The 16,031-nt window shown below is 68.5% G+C and carries 17 protein-coding genes and 2 pseudogenes; 8 read left to right on the forward strand and 11 right to left on the reverse strand.

Annotated features, from left to right (window positions below; translation table 11 throughout):
• Positions 1 to 213: pseudogene (locus A5733_RS08970) on the forward strand (glucose-1-phosphate adenylyltransferase); the annotation flags it as partial.
• Positions 214 to 227: 14 nt separating this feature from the next.
• Here A5733_RS08970 and A5733_RS08975 read toward each other — a convergent pair.
• From A5733_RS08975 to A5733_RS09000, 6 genes are all read right to left on the reverse strand, one after another.
• Positions 228 to 872 carry a DUF4126 domain-containing protein gene (locus A5733_RS08975; RefSeq protein ID WP_067765868.1) on the reverse strand — a complete coding sequence of 215 codons (645 nt, stop codon included), beginning with the start codon at positions 870 to 872 and terminating at the stop codon, positions 228 to 230.
• A gap of 60 nt (positions 873 to 932) precedes the next feature.
• Positions 933 to 1,607 (reverse strand): isoprenylcysteine carboxylmethyltransferase family protein, encoded by a 675-nt coding sequence (locus tag A5733_RS08980; RefSeq protein WP_067765871.1) that lies wholly within the window; start codon positions 1,605 to 1,607, stop codon positions 933 to 935.
• 21 nt (positions 1,608 to 1,628) lie between these two features.
• Entirely contained in the window at positions 1,629 to 3,143 is a 1,515-nt protein-coding gene (locus A5733_RS08985; protein WP_233152656.1) for an ABC transporter permease, read from the reverse strand.
• 53 nt (positions 3,144 to 3,196) lie between these two features.
• Positions 3,197 to 4,090, reverse strand: coding sequence for an ABC transporter ATP-binding protein (locus A5733_RS08990; RefSeq protein WP_067765877.1), 894 nt, complete (start codon positions 4,088 to 4,090; stop codon positions 3,197 to 3,199).
• Complete coding sequence (locus tag A5733_RS08995) at positions 4,087 to 4,767, reverse strand: TetR/AcrR family transcriptional regulator (RefSeq protein ID WP_076239864.1); 681 nt, start codon at positions 4,765 to 4,767, stop codon at positions 4,087 to 4,089. Before A5733_RS08995 ends, A5733_RS08990 begins: the two co-directional genes overlap by 4 nt.
• 146 nt (positions 4,768 to 4,913) lie before the next feature.
• Complete coding sequence (locus A5733_RS09000; protein WP_076239865.1) at positions 4,914 to 5,558, reverse strand: O-methyltransferase; 645 nt, start codon at positions 5,556 to 5,558, stop codon at positions 4,914 to 4,916.
• Positions 5,559 to 5,734: 176 nt separating this feature from the next.
• On the opposite strand from A5733_RS09000, the gene sigE reads away from it, so the two are divergent.
• The 4 genes from sigE (at position 5,735) to tatB (ending at position 8,972) form a co-directional block, all read left to right on the forward strand.
• Positions 5,735 to 6,514 carry an RNA polymerase sigma factor SigE gene (sigE, locus tag A5733_RS09005; RefSeq protein ID WP_067765883.1) on the forward strand — a complete coding sequence of 260 codons (780 nt, stop codon included), beginning with the start codon at positions 5,735 to 5,737 and terminating at the stop codon, positions 6,512 to 6,514.
• A gap of 78 nt (positions 6,515 to 6,592) precedes the next feature.
• A complete protein-coding gene (gene rseA / locus A5733_RS09010; protein WP_067765886.1) occupies positions 6,593 to 6,991 on the forward strand; it encodes an anti-sigma E factor RseA in 399 nt (132 codons plus the stop codon).
• Positions 6,992 to 7,065: 74 nt separating this feature from the next.
• Entirely contained in the window at positions 7,066 to 8,562 is a 1,497-nt protein-coding gene (locus tag A5733_RS09015; RefSeq protein WP_076239866.1) for a S1C family serine protease, read from the forward strand.
• Between the two features lie 2 nt (positions 8,563 to 8,564).
• On the forward strand, positions 8,565 to 8,972 hold the full coding sequence (gene tatB / locus A5733_RS09020; protein ID WP_067767926.1) for a Sec-independent protein translocase protein TatB: 408 nt from the start codon (positions 8,565 to 8,567) through the stop codon (positions 8,970 to 8,972).
• A 15-nt stretch (positions 8,973 to 8,987) separates the two neighbouring features.
• Here the strand turns inward: tatB and A5733_RS09025 are convergent, their stop codons facing one another.
• The 4 genes from A5733_RS09025 to A5733_RS09040 all read right to left on the reverse strand — a co-directional run bounded on the left by A5733_RS09025 (position 8,988) and on the right by A5733_RS09040 (position 13,489).
• Positions 8,988 to 10,130: an Mrp/NBP35 family ATP-binding protein gene (locus A5733_RS09025; RefSeq protein WP_067767923.1), complete on the reverse strand. Its 1,143-nt coding sequence runs from the start codon at positions 10,128 to 10,130 to the stop codon at positions 8,988 to 8,990.
• Between the two features lie 49 nt (positions 10,131 to 10,179).
• Positions 10,180 to 11,514, reverse strand: coding sequence for a lytic transglycosylase domain-containing protein (locus A5733_RS09030; protein ID WP_067767920.1), 1,335 nt, complete (start codon positions 11,512 to 11,514; stop codon positions 10,180 to 10,182).
• 146 nt (positions 11,515 to 11,660) lie between these two features.
• On the reverse strand, positions 11,661 to 12,206 hold the full coding sequence (locus tag A5733_RS09035; RefSeq protein ID WP_076239867.1) for a DUF1003 domain-containing protein: 546 nt from the start codon (positions 12,204 to 12,206) through the stop codon (positions 11,661 to 11,663).
• Positions 12,203 to 13,489, reverse strand: a complete 1,287-nt coding sequence (locus tag A5733_RS09040) for a magnesium transporter MgtE N-terminal domain-containing protein (protein WP_067767916.1) — start codon at positions 13,487 to 13,489, stop codon at positions 12,203 to 12,205. The genes A5733_RS09035 and A5733_RS09040 overlap by 4 nt, the downstream gene beginning before the upstream one ends.
• 25 nt (positions 13,490 to 13,514) lie before the next feature.
• Here A5733_RS09040 and A5733_RS09045 point away from each other — a divergent pair, with 25 nt between their 5' ends.
• Positions 13,515 to 14,480, forward strand: a complete 966-nt coding sequence (locus tag A5733_RS09045; RefSeq protein ID WP_142253877.1) for a CoA ester lyase — start codon at positions 13,515 to 13,517, stop codon at positions 14,478 to 14,480.
• Positions 14,481 to 14,499: 19 nt separating this feature from the next.
• On the opposite strand, the gene A5733_RS09050 is transcribed toward A5733_RS09045, so the two are convergent.
• Positions 14,500 to 15,150 (reverse strand): DUF4190 domain-containing protein, encoded by a 651-nt coding sequence (locus tag A5733_RS09050; RefSeq protein ID WP_076239869.1) that lies wholly within the window; start codon positions 15,148 to 15,150, stop codon positions 14,500 to 14,502.
• A gap of 87 nt (positions 15,151 to 15,237) precedes the next feature.
• On the opposite strand from A5733_RS09050, the gene A5733_RS09055 reads away from it, so the two are divergent.
• Both A5733_RS09055 and A5733_RS27005 read left to right on the forward strand, forming a co-directional pair.
• Complete coding sequence (locus A5733_RS09055) at positions 15,238 to 15,744, forward strand: general stress protein (RefSeq protein WP_067767910.1); 507 nt, start codon at positions 15,238 to 15,240, stop codon at positions 15,742 to 15,744.
• Between the two features lie 117 nt (positions 15,745 to 15,861).
• Positions 15,862 to 16,031, forward strand: a pseudogene (locus tag A5733_RS27005) (ABC transporter substrate-binding protein); the annotation flags it as partial.

Raw genomic sequence — 16,031 nt, forward strand, 5'->3', positions numbered from 1 at the left:
GTCGTGATCGACGACGGCGCGATCGTCGAGGGCAGTGTGCTGATGCCGGGCGTGCGGATCGGCCGGGGCGCGGTCGTGCGGCACGCGATCCTGGACAAGAACGTGGTGGTCGGTCCGGGTGAGATGGTGGGCGTGGACCTCGACAAGGACCGCGAGCGGTTTGCGATCAGCGCGGGCGGGGTGGTCGCGGTCGGTAAGGGCGTCTGGATCTGACGGTCAGCCCGGCGTCATTCCCACGGGTCGACGGCGGCGCGTTGCGGGGCGACGTTGGTGCGCGCCCGAACGCCGACCTTGGCCTCCAGTCGGCGTTGCCGCCAACGCCACAGCCGGAAGGCCGCCCAGGCCAGCGCCACCAGCGCGACGAGCACCAGGATCGGTAGCAGGATCGCCACGAAGACCAGGCCCACACTGGTGACATCTTCGACCGTGGACAACACCGGCGCCGCCACCCCGGCCGTGGCGACGTTGGCGGCCGGGCGCACCGTCGATTTGGTCAGCGAGACGACGAGCGCGGTGATCGCGCCGATCGCCACCGGGACCCACTGGCCGGATTGCGCGAAGGCGCCCGGATCGGCGACCGCAGCGGTCTGAGCCGCCGTGCCCGACCCGAACACGATGCCGCCTGCGGTCGGGCGCACGAAGGTCTGGATGGTGTCGTTGACGGTGTCGAGCGCCGGGATCTTGTCGGCGACCACCTCCACGATCAGCAAGACGGCGACGATCGTGATGACCCAGCCGTTCTCCAGCCAGGCCCACCCCGGCGGCAACGACACCAGCGCGGTGAAGCGTGACAGCAGGCCCAGCGCCAGCAACGGGATGTAGGCGTTCAGACCTGCCGCAGTGGCCAGGCCAAAGCCGGTCAACAGTTCCATCTCTGCAGTATGCGGCGAACTCGGCCCGCGTCCCGGCGGTTCGCCGTTATCCGCTGGGGCTCACCAGACGTAGGGGAGCAGGCGGTAACGCACCCGGTGGGTGTAGGCGTCATACCCTGCCAGATCGGTGCGCAACAGCCTCTCCTCGTCGAGGATGCGTACGGCCAGTACCGGTAAGGCGGCAACGGCGACCAGCACGCCCCAGTAGGACCCCAACGCCACGGGCGTGGCCAACATCATCACCAGCGCGCCCAGGTACATCGGGTGGCGCACCACGCCGTACAAACCGGTGGAGACCAATTGCTGGTCGTGCTCGACCTGGATACTGGCGCCGGCGAAGCTGTTCTGGATGACGACGGCTTGGGCGAAGATCAGGCCCGCGCCCACTAGGACGTTGCCCGCGATGACGAGTGCCGGCGGCACGTGTGACCAACCGAACCGATGGTCGAGCGCGCTGAGGACGAACACCGCGAACGACGCCACGAAGGTCGCCGAGATGGCGATCTTCTGCACCACGCGGGTCTCCGCGGCCGGCCCGGCCCGCATGCGGCGCCGTAGGGCCGCGGGGTTCTTGACCGCCAGATAGCAGCTCGGGCCGATGGTGCAGATGATGAACACCGTGATGAAAACCCATGCCTGCCAATAGTCGAAGGTGCCTGCCGGCCAGAACAGGGCTACTCCGAGTGCCACAAGTCCGAAGACCGCGGAGGCCAGGGTCTGTAGTGCAATCTTCATCGTTCCTCCTCACCGGCAGGGTTACGGGCAGACGTCGCGGCGGCGATACAGGGCACCTGCGATCAGCGCCAACAAGGTTGCGGCCAAGACCATCACGGCCAATGCCGGACCGGGAAACTGGCTCGGCACCGTGGTCTGGCCCACCGGCGACAGGTCGAGCAACCACCGAGGCAGCCGCAGCAGGGCCCCGAGGTACAAGGCGGTGATCACGAACGTCACCGCGAGCCAGGCGATCCACGGCAGGCGCAGGGCCACGGCCAACGCCGCGATCGCGCTCATCACCGCCAGCGCGGGGAGATATGCCAGCGCCGCCAGCGTCAGGCGGATCACCGTGCCGGGCTCGCCCAGCGTCAGCCCGGCTCCCAGGCCGTTGCCCAGACCGGCGACGAACAGCAGCACCGTCGAACCCGCCAACGCGCACGCCACCGCACCCAGCAGCCAGCGTCGGCGGGACACCGCGCCGGCCAGCACCGCTTCCGCCAACCCGCTCTGTTCGTCGGCGTACACCCGCAGCACCGCCGAGACGGCGTAGGCGGTGGCGGCCGCGGCGAGGAACTGCGTCATGGTGGTGTACACGCCGTCGTTGCCCGTCGCGGACAACACCCGGCCGATCACCTCGTTCGTCCTGGCGGCGTCCAGCAGTGATTTCGTCATCGAGCCGAACACCAAACCTGCGGCGAACAATCCCACGGCCCACCCGATGGTCTGGCCCCGTTGCAAGGTGAGGTGCAATCGCAGCGGGCCGGTGATGGCGGGCGCGTCCGGATTCTCGCCGCCGGACGCGATCACGCCCGCGTCGTATTGCCGGCGACGCTCCAGCATCGCCGCCGACACCATCAATCCGAGGGCCAACACCACCAGTAGCCCGAACGGCCACCAACGCACGCCGACGAACGGGCGCATCTGCTGGGCCCAGGCGATGGGGGAGAACCAGCTCAGCGCACTGCCCGCGTGGTCGATCACGTCGCCCGCCCCGCGGACCAGTGCGGCCACCGCCAGGGCTGCCATCGCCGTGCCCGTTGCGGTGCGGGCCTGACGCCACAGCTGTGCGGTGACCGCGGCGACGGCACCGAAAACAGTTGCCACCGCAGTGATACCCAGACACATGGCCGCCGTGTCGATCACCGCGAAACCCGTGGACGCCATCGCCAGCGTCATGGTGAGGGTGAGCACGGCGTTGAGCCCGACGACCAGGATCAGGGCCGCGGCGGTGCGGGCGTAGCGGCCGACCACCGAGGACAGCACCAATTCGGCAGTGCCGCTCTCCTCTTCGGCGCGGGTGTGTCGAATCACGGTGAGAATGGCCAGGATCGAGGTGGCGACGGTCAGCGTGAGGGTCAGTTCGTTGGCCATCATGACGCCGAGGTCGGTCTCGTTGCGGCCGAACATCGGGCCGCCCAGCATCATCCCGGCCGGGGTCTTGAGCAGGTTGACCCGGGACAGTCGTTCTGCTTCGCCGGGATAGGCCAGTCGAATCGCGGTGGGCGCGTACACCATCATCAGGGTCAGCACCGCGAGCCAGACACCGAGACGCATCCGGTCGCGACGCAGCGCCAACCGCAGCAGCGTCACCGTGCCCGTCAACGTGCTCACCGCGTCGCTCCCTGGTACTCGCGCAGGAACATGTCCTCCAGGGAGGCCGGTGCGACGGTGAGATCGTCGATACCGAGTTCGGTCAGGTGTTCCAGGGCGAACTCCAGATCGCCGCGGTCCACCGAGAACGTGACCGACCCGTCACGGCTTGCGAAGTCGTGAACGTACGGCGTGTTCTGCAGCGCCCGGCCGTCGGAGCGGGTGCGCGCGGTGACCTTGGTACGCATCAGATGCCGCAACTCGGCCAGCGTGCCGGAGCGCACCGTGCGCCCTGACCGGATGATCGTCACGTTGTCACACAGCTTTTCGACTTCGGCCAGGATGTGGCTGGACAGCAGGACCGCGGCGCCCCGATCGGACACCTCGGCCACGCATCGCTGAAAGGCCTGTTCCATCAACGGATCCAGGCCCGAGGTCGGCTCGTCGAGAATGTAGAGCTCGGCCTGGCAACTGAACGCCGCGACGATGGCGACCTTCTGCCGGTTGCCCTTCGAGTAGGTGCGGGCCTTTTTGTGCGGGTCCAGCTCGAACCGCTCGATCAGGTCGTCGCGACGCCGGGTGTCGACGCCGTTGCCCCGCAACCGGCACAGGAAGTCGATGGCCTGCATCCCGGTCAGGTTCGGCCACAGCGTGACATCACCGGGCACGTAGGCGATCCTGCGATGCAACGCGACCGCGTCGTGCCACGGGTCGCCACCGAGGAGTCGCACCGTGCCCCCATCGGCGCGCAACAAACCGAGCAGCACCCGGATCGTGGTGGACTTGCCCGCGCCGTTGGGGCCGAGGAAGCCGGTGACCTCGCCGGGGGAGACGGTCAGGTTCAGCCCATCAAGGGCCTTGGTGCGTCCGAAAGATTTTGCCAGGCCACGGATTTCGACGGAAGGATTCACGCTGGCTCCTCGGTGTCGGTCTTGGTGTCGGTGTCGGGCTGGCTGAACGGGATGCCCTCTTCGCGTTGATGCAGGAATGCCTCGTACATGGTCGAGTCGGTCATCAGGCCCTGCGAGTAGACCTCAAGGGCGGGCAGCACCATGTCCTCGCCGTAGTCGTGCAGAACGCGGCGCAGGTCGGTTGGGTCGTCGTGCATCTGCAGGTACAACAGGAACGAGCCACCGCCGGAGACCGCCAGGTATCTGGCCCGCGCCTTGGGATCTCGGCTGGGTTTGAGCAGGCCGGTGCGCACCCCTTCTTCCAGGTACTGCTCGGCGTTGTCGATCATGGTGCGCCAGAACGTCTTCGCCAGCTCGCTGCCGGACTGCATGCTGCGGACCAGGTAGGCCATCAGCGGTGCGTACGACTCGATCTCGGCCATCTGGGCCATCCAGGTCGCGGGGTCGGCGCTCTGCATCGATTCGCTCTTGGCTTCCCGGATCACCTCGGCCACGTAGGCGTCGCACGCCTTGCGCAGGCCTTCCTTCGAGCCGAAGTGGTGGATCACCAGCGCGGCGCTCACGCCGGCCGACTCGGCGATGGTGCGCAACCCCACGCTGAAGCCGTGTTGGCCGTACTGCTCGATCGCGGCATCGCGAATCCTGGCCATCGCTGTTCGATCATCAGCTGAACGCATGTTCAGTACGCTAAACGCACGTTCAGGCTCGAGGCAAGGGGGTAGCCCGTCAGGAATGCGTAAAGATCACGAAGTCCGGCGAGCAGACACAAAACCGCACATTTCGGGCCCGAAAAGTGCGGGTTTATGTCTGTTCGGCGAGGAAATCAGTCGCGGGCAGCGGCCAGTAGGCCATCGCCCAGGGGGATCAGCACGGGGGTGAGCCGTTCGTCCTCGGCGATCAACCGGGCTGCTTCACGTACCGCGCTGACCTCGGCGTCGTTGGCCGAGGCGTCACCGGCCCGACCACCCAACGCGGCCCGGTGCAGCACGATCGCACCGCCAGGGCGCAGCAACCGGACCCCCTCGGCCACGAACTGCGGCTGGTCGATCGGTTCGGCGTCGATGAACACCAGGTCATACGACTCGTCGGCCAGGCGGGTCAGCACCTCTTGGGCGCGGCCGCTGATCAGCCGGGTGCGTCCCGGGCCCACACCCGCCTCGGTGAAACCCTGCTTGGCGATGCGCTGATGCTCGGGCTCGACATCGATCGTGGTGAGGACACCGTCGTCGCTCATTCCCGACAGCAGCCACAGGCCGCTGACGCCGGCGCCGGTCCCCACCTCGACGACCGCCTTGCCTCCGGTGAGCCGGGCGAGCACGCTGAGCAGTGCCCCGACCGCGGGGGTGACGGCCCCGGCGCCGATGTCGTCGGCCCGCTCGCGTGCGGCCGCGACGATCTCGTCCTCGGAGATCGAGCGTTCGGCGTGCGTGACGATCGCCTCGGCGCGGCTGGGGTTGGAGCTGGCCATGCCCGCAGCGTAGGCCAGAGCCTGAGGCCGCAGTCGCGACACGCCCGTGGGTGGTGGCGATCACCGTGGAAAAATTCGCTGGTTCACGCAGGTAACCGGACGTATCGTCGGCATTCTCAGGGAAAGTTCAGATTGCTCATATACCCGCCACACCGGCATCGGGAACGGTAGCTCGCATGGAACACGGCGCCCGCTGGCGCACCGCCCAGCACAACCAGGACAGCGATCGGAATAACGACGTCATCGGTCGTGTTGAGGACAACGAAAACTGTGATCAGGAGGATCCGACGACCACGAACACTGTCGCCCCGAACCCCGCCGTCCAGGCCGCCCCGGTGTCCATGGCTCACTTGGAGCAGTTCACCTCAGGTGAATGGGTGGAACCGTCCGACGAATTGACCGGAACCGCGGTGTTCGACGCCACTGGCGACCACGCCACCATGCCGTCCTGGGATGAGCTGGTGCGCCAACATGCCGACCGGGTCTACCGGCTGGCCTACCGGCTCTCGGGTAACCAGCACGACGCCGAGGATCTGACGCAGGAAACCTTCATCCGGGTGTTCCGCTCGGTGCAGAACTATCAGCCGGGGACTTTCGAGGGCTGGTTGCACCGCATCACCACGAACCTCTTCCTGGACATGGTGCGACGCCGTGGCCGGATCCGGATGGAAGCGCTGCCCGAGGATTACGACCGGGTGCCCGCCGACGACCCGAACCCCGAGCAGATCTACCACGACTCACGCCTGGGTGCCGATCTGCAGGCCGCCCTGGACTCGTTGGCGCCGGAGTTCCGCGCCGCGGTGGTCCTGTGTGACATCGAGGGCTTGTCCTACGAGGAGATCGGCGCCACGCTGGGTGTGAAGCTCGGCACCGTGCGCAGCCGTATTCACCGCGGTCGGCAGGCTTTGCGCGACTACCTGGCAAAGAACTCGCCGGAAACGGCCAAATCCGCCTGAGTGGTGGTTCGTGTTCTGCGCGCCAGGTCGCGCTACATTCGGGTCAGGACAGTTGACCGCGGCGAGAGGAGCTGGGTGATGGTCGACCCGGGACATGTGTTCCGTCGCGCATTCTCCTGGTTGCCGGCGCAGTTCGCCTCCCAGAGCGACGCGCCCGTCGGCGCACCCCGTCAGTTCAGTTCCACCGAGCACCTCTCGACCGAGGCCATCGCGGCGTTCGTCGACGGTGAGCTGAGGATGAGCGCTCACCTGCGGGCCGCCCATCACCTGTCCCTGTGTCCGGACTGCGCGGCCGACGTCGACGCCCAGAGTCAAGCCCGGGCCGCGTTGCGGGATTCCTGTCCGATAGCCATTCCGAACTCGCTGCTGGGCCTGTTGTCGCAGATCCCGCACCACAGTCCACAGCCCTCGGCTGACGTCGGTGAACAGGCTCAGTTTGCTGACGACCCGACGCAGAGTCGGCGCAAGCGCCGGTAGGCTTACCGAAGCGATCAGTGACCGGCGTCGGCCTACCGGCTGGGGCAGGCGCTCTGACAGAGAGTGATACACCGGTGACCAATCAGGACCAGTCCGACGAGAGCGGCCGCCTGGCGCCGCGCCCTGTCGATCGGCCACCCGTCGACCAATTGTCACAACGCACCTTCGGCCGCCCGACCGGCGTCGCCGGCTCGTTCCAGGGTGCGGAGAAGTACCAGGACCAGGGCGAATATGCGCCCAAAGACCAGCCGCCGGACCCGGTGCTGGCCGAGGCGTTCGGCCGTCCGGCCCACAGCGGCGACTCCCTGCAGCGTCACCCCACCGACGCCGGTGCCCTGGAAGCCGAACGGGCTGCCGATGACGACGACTTCGACGATCCGTGGCGCGATCCGGGTGCCATCCCGGCGCTGGGCACCCCGGCCCAGGCGCCGGCTGCCCCGGTGGTCGTGGCGGCCCCGGTCGGCAAACTCGGCGCACGCGAAGTGCTGTTCGGTGGCCGGGTGTCGTGGCTGTCACTGCTGATTCTGTTCCTCGTGGCCGGGTTCGTCGCCTTCATCGGCGGCTGGGTCGGCCAGAAGACCGCGGGCACGGTGCAGGCGTTCACCACCTCGAAGGTGACGCTGGAGACCGGCGATCTGCCCGATCCCGATGCGGGCCGGTTCGCCACGGTGGCCGCGGCGGTCGAGGATTCGGTGGTCACCATCGAAGCCAAGAGCAAGACCGAGGGCTCACAGGGCTCCGGCGTCGTCGTCGACGGCAAGGGCTACATCGTCACCAACAACCACGTGATCTCCGATGCCGCGGGCAAGCCCGCCGACTACAAGATCACCGTGGTGTTCAACGACGGTTCCGAGGTGCCGGCCAACCTGGTCGGCCGCGACCCCAAGACTGATCTGGCGGTGCTCAAGGTCGACAACGTCGACAACCTCGTGGTGGCCCGGCTGGGCGACTCCGAGAAGCTGCAGGTCGGTGAGGAAGTCATCGCCGCCGGCGCCCCGCTGGGCCTGCGCAGCACGGTCACCCACGGCATCATCAGCGCGCTGCACCGTCCGGTGCCGTTGTCAGGTGAAGGCTCCGACACCGACACCGTGATCGACGGTGTGCAGACTGACGCCTCGATCAACCACGGCAACTCCGGTGGCCCGCTGATCAACATGTCGGCCGAGGTGATCGGGATCAACACGGCCGGAAAGTCCTTGTCGGACAGCGCCAGTGGCCTGGGCTTCGCGATCCCGGTCAACGAGGTCAAGCAGGTGGTCGAGACGTTGATCAAGGACGGCAAGGTGGCCCATCCGACGCTGCTGCTGAGCGCTGTCACGGTGAGTAACAGCGTGGCCTCGGGCGCCCAGGTCCGCAATGTCAACGCCGGCGGGCCGGCCGACAAGGCCGGCATCATGGAGAACGACGTGGTCGTCAAGGTGGGTGACCGCAAGGTGGCCGACGCCGACGAGATGGTGGTCGCGGTACGCCTGCTCAAGATCGGGCAGGAAGCCCCGGTCGAGGTGTTGCGTGACGGCCGCCCGATGACCTTCATGGTCACGCCGATCGGCGACGATCAAAAAGAGCAGTAGCCGTGTTCGCCAACATCGGGTGGGGGGAGATGCTGGTCCTGGTGATCGCCGGTCTGGTGATCCTGGGGCCCGAACGCCTGCCCGGGGCGATCCGCTGGACCTCCAACGCGGTGCGCCAGGCGCGCGATTACGTCACCGGCGCCACCAGTCAGCTGCGCCAGGACCTCGGCCCGGAGTTCGACGATCTGCGTGAACCCCTGGCCGAACTGCAGAAGCTGCGCGGCATGACGCCGCGGGCAGCGATCACGAAACATCTTCTCGACGGCGATGATTCGTTCCTGACGGGGGCCTTCGAGGAGCGCAAGACGCCGCAACAGCCGTCGGTTCCCGGCGATGCCGCCACCGAGAAGCCGGCCGGTGAGACGGGCGCCAAACCGGCCGGCACCGTATTCGATCCCGACGCCACGTAGCCGCGGGGCGGTGATTCAGCGGCGCGTGGTGTCCAGGCCCAGCGACATCCCGGCCAGGCCACGTTTGCGCGCCGACAACCCCTCGGCAATCTTGCGCAGTTCGGCGCCGGCCGCCGAATCCGGGGCCGACAACACCAGCGGCACGCCGGAATCGCCGGCTGCCACCAGCCCCGGGTCCAGCGGAACCTGGCCCAGCAGCGGCACGTCGGCGCCGACCGAGCGGGTCAGTGAGTCGGCCACCTGGCGGCCGCCACCCTCACCGAACAGCTGCATGACCGTGCCGTCGGGCATCGTCAGGCCCGACATGTTCTCCACCACACCCGCGATGCGCTGACGGGTCTGCAGGGCGATGGCCCCGGCCCGCTCGGCCACCTCGGCCGCGGCCAGCTGCGGCGTGGTCACCACGAGGATCTCCGCGCCCGGAATCAGTTGGGCCACCGAGATCGCCACGTCACCGGTGCCGGGCGGCAGATCGAGCAGCAGCACGTCCAGATCGCCCCAGTACACGTCGGCCAGGAACTGCTGAAGGGCCCGGTGCAGCATCGGCCCACGCCACACCACGGGCGTGTTGCCCTGGGTGAACATGGCGATCGAGATGACCTTCACGTCGTGCGAGACCGGCGGGATGATCATCGAGTCCACCTGGGTGGGCCGATCGGTGGTGCCCATCATCCGCGGCACCGAATGCCCGTAGATGTCGGCGTCGAGCAGGCCGACGGTCAACCCGCGGTCAGCCATCGCGGCAGCCAGGTTGACTGTCACGCTGGACTTTCCGACCCCGCCCTTACCGGAGGCCACCGCATACACCCGGGTCAGGGAGTTCGGCTGGGCGAACGGGATCACCGGCTCACGGGAATCGCCACGGAGCAGTTTGCGCAGCTCGGCGCGCTGCTCGTCGTTCATCACGTCGAGGCTGACCTTGACGGCGCCGGTGCCGGGCACGTCGGTGACGGCCGCCTTCACCAGTTCGGCGATCTCGTTTTTCTTCGGGCAGGCCGCGGTGGTCAGGTAGATCTCGACGTGGACGCCGTGATCGGCCTCGATCGAGATGTTCTTGACCATGCCGAGTTCGGTGATCGGCCGCCGCAATTCGGGGTCGATCACCTTGGCCAGCGCAGCGCGAACCGCGGATTGCAGTTCAGTGGCAGATTCGGACATCACCGCCGAGTCTACGGCGGCGGCGACGTGCGTCGGATTCAGGCTGACGTCAGGCCGGACCCGGCGCCGGTCCCGGTGCCGGACCGGTCACCGGTCCGATGGCCGGAGCGTCAGGCGCGGCGGCCTCGACGGGCGGGCCGACGGGTGCCGGCGGCGGTGCAAGTCCGGGCGCGGGAGCCGGGGCGAGCCCGGGTGCCGGTGCCGGAGCAAGTGGCGCGGGAGCCGGTGCCGGCGGCGGAGCAAGTCCTGCTGCGGGCGGCGGCGCCAGCGGTGGGCCGGGCGGGGGAGTCTGCTCGCCGAGGCAGAACACCACGCACGTCGGCTGGCGCGGCGGCTGCTCCCACGGCGGGATCCAGCGCGGCGGGGCCTCCGGAGTGGGCGACGGAATCGCCTGGGCCGGGCCGGGCAGCGGGCCGAGCACCTGACCCGGCGCGAATCCGGGCACGTTCTGTGTCCCGGTCTCGTTGCGGTTGAGCAGCGGGATCAGGGCCAGCGGATCCCCGGCGGGCAGGCCGGTGGCATCGGCGGGCAGGCCCGGTCCCAGGCCCTCCGGGTTGTCCAGGTGTGAGTCGCCGATCGGCGGAATGGATCCGGTGATCGGTGGTAGGTCGACCGGGACCACACCGGTGGCGTATGCCGCGGCCCAACCCAGCACGTTGCGGGCGTAGGCCACCGAGTTGTTGTAGCGCAGGATCGCCGTCATGACCTGGGACTGCTCGCGCAGGTTGAGCCCGCCGCTGCACAGGTAGCGGGCCGCGGCCAGCGCCGAATCGAACACGTTCTGCACGTCGGCCCGGCCGTCGCCGTCGCCGTCGGAGGCGTAGCGGGCCCAGGTCCCGGGCAGGAACTGCATCGGCCCCATGGCGCGGGCGTAGGTGACGCGGCCGGCCTGCGCGCTCTGGACGATGATCTCGTTGCCCGGCAGGGTGCCGTCGAGGGCGGGGCCGTAGATGGGACGGACCGCGGTGCCGCGGGCATCGGTCGCGCCGCCGTTGGCATGGGCCGATTCGATCCGCCCGATACCGGCCAGCAGGTTCCAGCTGATTCCGCATCCCGGGTAGGCCGCGGCCATCATCTTCTCGGCGTTGCGGTACGCCTTCAGCGAGGTACCCGGAATGCCAAGGGCGCCAGGGGTATTGACGACGAACGCGGGCGGGGGAGCCGAGATCGTGGTCATCGGCTTGATCCGGAAGTTCGTCGGCGGTTTGGCTGCGGCGACGACCGCCGGGCCCGACCGGTCGATCTGAGGTTCGACAGCGGCCAGCGGAGTGACCCCCGCGGTGGACACTTCGCCGTGCGGCGCGGCCGAGCCGGCACCGGCGACCAACACGATGGGGGCCAGGACGGCGACGCCGAGTGCGGGCGAACGCACGAGCTGGCTCATACGGCGCCGAGCGGTCGCGAGAGCCGCTCCTCCCCCTATGCGCACTTACCCGTCCTTAAGGTCAATTTCCGGCCTGATGATGTTGTGAACCAAGTCACCATACATAGTCGGGCTTTCGATTGTTACGACAATGGTCGACAGCGAGATCAACCACCGCGTTTGGGTCGGCGCTCGGCCCCGTCGGCTTTGCTCGACGCGCTGCGTTCGGCATCGGCCGGCGCGTGCAGTTCGGCGATCAGGTCGCGCAGTTCCTCCAGCTCACGACGCAGATAGTCGCGCGTGGCGACCTCACCCACGGCCAGCCGCAGCGAGGCCAGCTCGCGGGCCAGATACTCGGTGTCGGCCTTGGTCTGCTCGGCCCGGCGCCGGTCCTCCTCGAGCGAGACCCGGTCCCGGTTCTCCTGCCGGTTCTGGGCCAGCAGGATCAGCGGGGCGGCGTAGGCGGCCTGGGTCGAGAACGCCAGATTGAGCAGGATGAACGGGTAGGGGTCCCACTGAAAGGCGAAGACGCCGATGTTCAGCGCGATCCAGACCACCACGATGATCGTCTGGATCGCCAGGTAGCGGCCGGTCCCGAGGAACCGGGCGATGGACTCGCCGAACTGTCCGACCGCCTCGACGTCGACGTGCAGCCCGAAGCCGCGCGAGCCACGGGGGGTGTCCAGCCGCTGGCGCGCTGACGTTTCGCTCATGCGCCTGCCACCGGCAGCTCGGGCTCGTCACGCTCACGCCAGTCGTCGGGCAGCATGTGGTCGAGCACGTCGTCCACGGAGACCGCTCCGAGAAGGTGGTTCTCCTCGTCGACCACCGGCCCGCACACCAGGTTGTAGGCGGCGAAGTAGCGGGTCACCGCGGCCAGGGAGTCGATGGGGCTCAGGCTCGGCAGGTCGGTGTCGATGATGCCGCTCACCAGCGCCGCCGGCGGTTCGCGCAGCAGCCGCTGCAGGTGCACGCAGCCCAGGTACTGGCCGGTGGGGGTGGCGCTGGGTGGCCGGGTGACAAAGGCCATCGAGGCCAGCGCCGGGGTGAGGTCCGGATCGCGCGCGCGGGCCAGCGCCTCGGCGACGGTGGTGTCGGGCGCCAAGACCACCGGCTCGCTGGTCATCAGACCGCCCGCGGTGTCGGGTGAGTGGGCCAGCAGCCGTCGTACGTCCTCGGAGTCTTCGGGATCCATCTGCCGTAGCAGCGTCTCGGCGTCGGCCGGTGTCATCGAGCCCAGCACGTCGGCGGCGTCGTCGGGATCCATCGCCTCGAGCACGTCTGCGGCACGTTCGGTGTTCAGCTGGCGCAGCACCGCGGCCTGCTCGTCCTCTGGCAGCTCCTGCAAGACGTCGGCCAGCCGCTCGTCGTCGAAGGCCCGGTACAGCTCGTAGCGTCGCTTGTCCGGAAGCTCGCGCAGGGCCTCGGCCACCTCGATGGGGCGCTGCCCCTCGAACTGCTCGAGGAGTGAGGCCACCCCCTGATCGGGCATCGCCAGGCCCGACGGGGTGAGCCCGTGCACGTTCTGCCAGTCGACGACGTGGATGTTGGTGCGCCGCCCCAGACGGCGTTGCGGACGCACGGCCACCCGGGTCACCACCCAATCGCGGGTCCGGGTCTGTTCGATGCCCATGTCGACCACGACGACGTCGATCCCGGCCAGCTGGGGCAAATCGGGATCGTCAACGCGGACCCGGGTTTCCAGCACCTGGCCCACCACCAGCACCTCGCCGGGGCGCTGGGCGAACCGGCGCAGCGAGACGCTTCCGGTGGCCAGCGTCACCGAACCCGGCTCGATCGCCGTCACGCGCAGGATCGGAACGAAAATTCTTCGGCGGGTGAGCAATTCGACGACGAGGCCGAGAACGCGCGGTTGCTGGCGGACGATGCTGATGCTGATCACCACATCGCGGACGCGGCCGATGGACTCCCCGTCGGGGCCCAGCACCACCATTCCCGCCAATCGGGCCGCGTAGACCCTGTTCACCGCCGCCATGAGTCAAAGGGTAGAGACTGTGGTCGTGGAGAACACGTATCGACCCCGTAGAACGTGCCTCTCGGTTCCGGGAAGCAGCCTGAAGATGATCGAGAAGGCCAAATGTCTGCCCGCCGACGAGGTGTTCCTCGACTTGGAGGACGCCGTCGCCCCCGAGGCCAAGGCGTCGGCCCGCACTCAGGTGGCCGCCGCGCTGAACGCCGACGGCTGGGCCGGACAGCTGCGCGGGGTGCGGGTCAACGACTGGACCACGCCGTGGACGTACGCGGACGTGATCGAGGTGGTCACCGGGGTTGCCGCCGGCGGGGGCCGACTCGATCTGATCGTGCTGCCCAAGGTCACCGAGGTGGCCCATGTCCAGGCGCTGGATCTGCTTCTGACCCAACTGGAATCCACCCACGGCCTGGAGCCCGGCCGGATCGGGATCGAGGCGCAGATCGAGAACGCCCAGGGGCTGACCAACATCGATGCGATCGCGGCGGGCCCGCGCGTGCAGGCGCTGGTGCTCGGGCCCGGTGACATGGCCGCCAGCCTGAACATGCGCACCCTGGAGGTCGGCGGTCAGCCCGACGGCTACGACATCGGCGACGCCCATCATCACGTGCTGATGCGGATTCTGATCGCCGCGCGTGCCCGCGGCATCAACGCGATCGACGGGCCCTACGTGAAGGTGCGCGACGTGGACGGGTTCCGCCGGGTGGCCGGCCGTTCGGCCGCGCTGGGTTACGACGGCAAGTGGGTGCTGCATCCCGATCAGATCGAGGCGGGCAACGAGATCTTCAGCCCCCGCCAGGCCGACTACGACCATGCCGAGTTGATTCTGGATGCCTACGAATGGCACACGTCGCACGCCGGCGGGGCCAGGGGAGCGGTGATGCTGGGCGACGAGATGATCGACGAGGCCAGCCGCAAGATGGCGCTGGTGGTTGCCGGTAAGGGCCGCGCGGCGGGGATGAGCCGCCAGGCCGAACCGTTCCGGCCGCCGAACTGAGTCCGGCCGCGGCGCCCGGTCAGGTGCTGGATGCCGCCAGACCGACGAGGAAGAAAAGTATCAAGCCACCGTTGATCAACGCCCCGAGCGCGCCGACGGCGATGCCGGAGATCGCCAGACCGCGTCCGGCCTGCCCGCTCTGTTTGACCTGGTTGAGGGCCGTGATGCCCAGCCCGATGCCGACGAAGGCGGCGATCAGGCCGATGGCACACATCGACACCAGCGGCAACGACAGGATCGAGGCGACCAGTGATCCGATCGCCAAGTTGTTCGTGGAGTTGGCCGGCGTCATTCCGTAGCCGACGGGGAAACCGGGCGTCGGGTAGCCGGGCGGGTACCCACCGGGCATGCCGTAGGGCGGCGGCGGAGGAGGGTATCCGGGCATCGGTGGCGGGTAGCCGGAGTCAACCGGGTATCCCGGCCCGAAGGCGGCCGGTGGCGGATAGCCGGGTGGGATGTTCGACGGATAGTCGAATGCGGGCGGATATGCCGTGTCGGCCCCGTAGCCGGGAGGCGTGAACTCGTACGACGGTTGCGTCTGACCGGTCCGCGGCAGATCCTGGGACTGCTCGATGGAAGGTGCTTCGTAGCCGCCGGACAACGGTTCCGACGGCTGCGGGCCGGGGTCGGATGGCGATGTTTCGCCCGCGTTGCCGTCCGCGTTTGTCATGCTGATCAACCTAGCGCACCGACGGCGACGCCCCGGTCGGCGTGACGGCGGCACCGAGGTGCCAGGTACGGAGGAGAGTGAAGTTCGATGACGAGCCCATTTCAACCCGGTCAGAGCCCAGGGGCCGCCTCGGCCGCGCGGGGCGCGCTGCCCACGCCGCCCAAAGGCTGGCCGATCGGTTCCTACCCGACGTACGCCGAGGCGCAGCGTGCCGTCGACTATCTGTCCGACCAACAGTTCCCCGTCCAGCAGGTGACGATCGTCGGCGTGGACCTGATGCAGGTCGAGCGGGTGACCGGCCGGCTGAGTTGGCCCAAGGTGCTCGGCGGCGGTGTGCTCTCCGGGGCGTGGCTGGGTCTGTTCATCGGCCTGATCCTCGGCTTCTTCAGCCCCAACCCGTGGAGCGCGTTGCTCACCGGTCTGATCGCCGGTGTCTTCTTCGGTCTGATCACCTCGGCCATCCCGTACGCGATGGCTCGCGGCACAAGAGATTTCAGTTCGACGATGCAGCTGGTCGCCGGCCGCTACGACGTCCTGTGCGACCCGCAGAGCGCCGAACAGGGCCGGGATCTGCTGGCGCGCTTGACGATCTGACCAGGTAACGATTGGGCCGCGGCAGGCCCATACTGTTGCACATGCGCGGGCTTGGCTCTACGGTGTGCGCGCGGGGCTGCTCCGGCGGCGATTCGGATCCGGACGGGAGGCAGGGCGGTGCGCGCTCGGCGGCTATGTGCTGCGGCAGTGGCCGCGTTGACGGCGGCCTCGGTGGTCTCGGCGTGTGGTGAGAACGACGACGGGATCGTCATCAACTACTACACCCCGGCCAACGAGATGGCGACTTTCACCGCCGTGGCCAACCGCTGCAACGCCGAACTCGGTGG

This window comes from Mycobacterium sp. NS-7484, assembly GCF_001953975.1.
Classification (GTDB): Bacteria; Actinomycetota; Actinomycetes; order Mycobacteriales; family Mycobacteriaceae; genus Mycobacterium.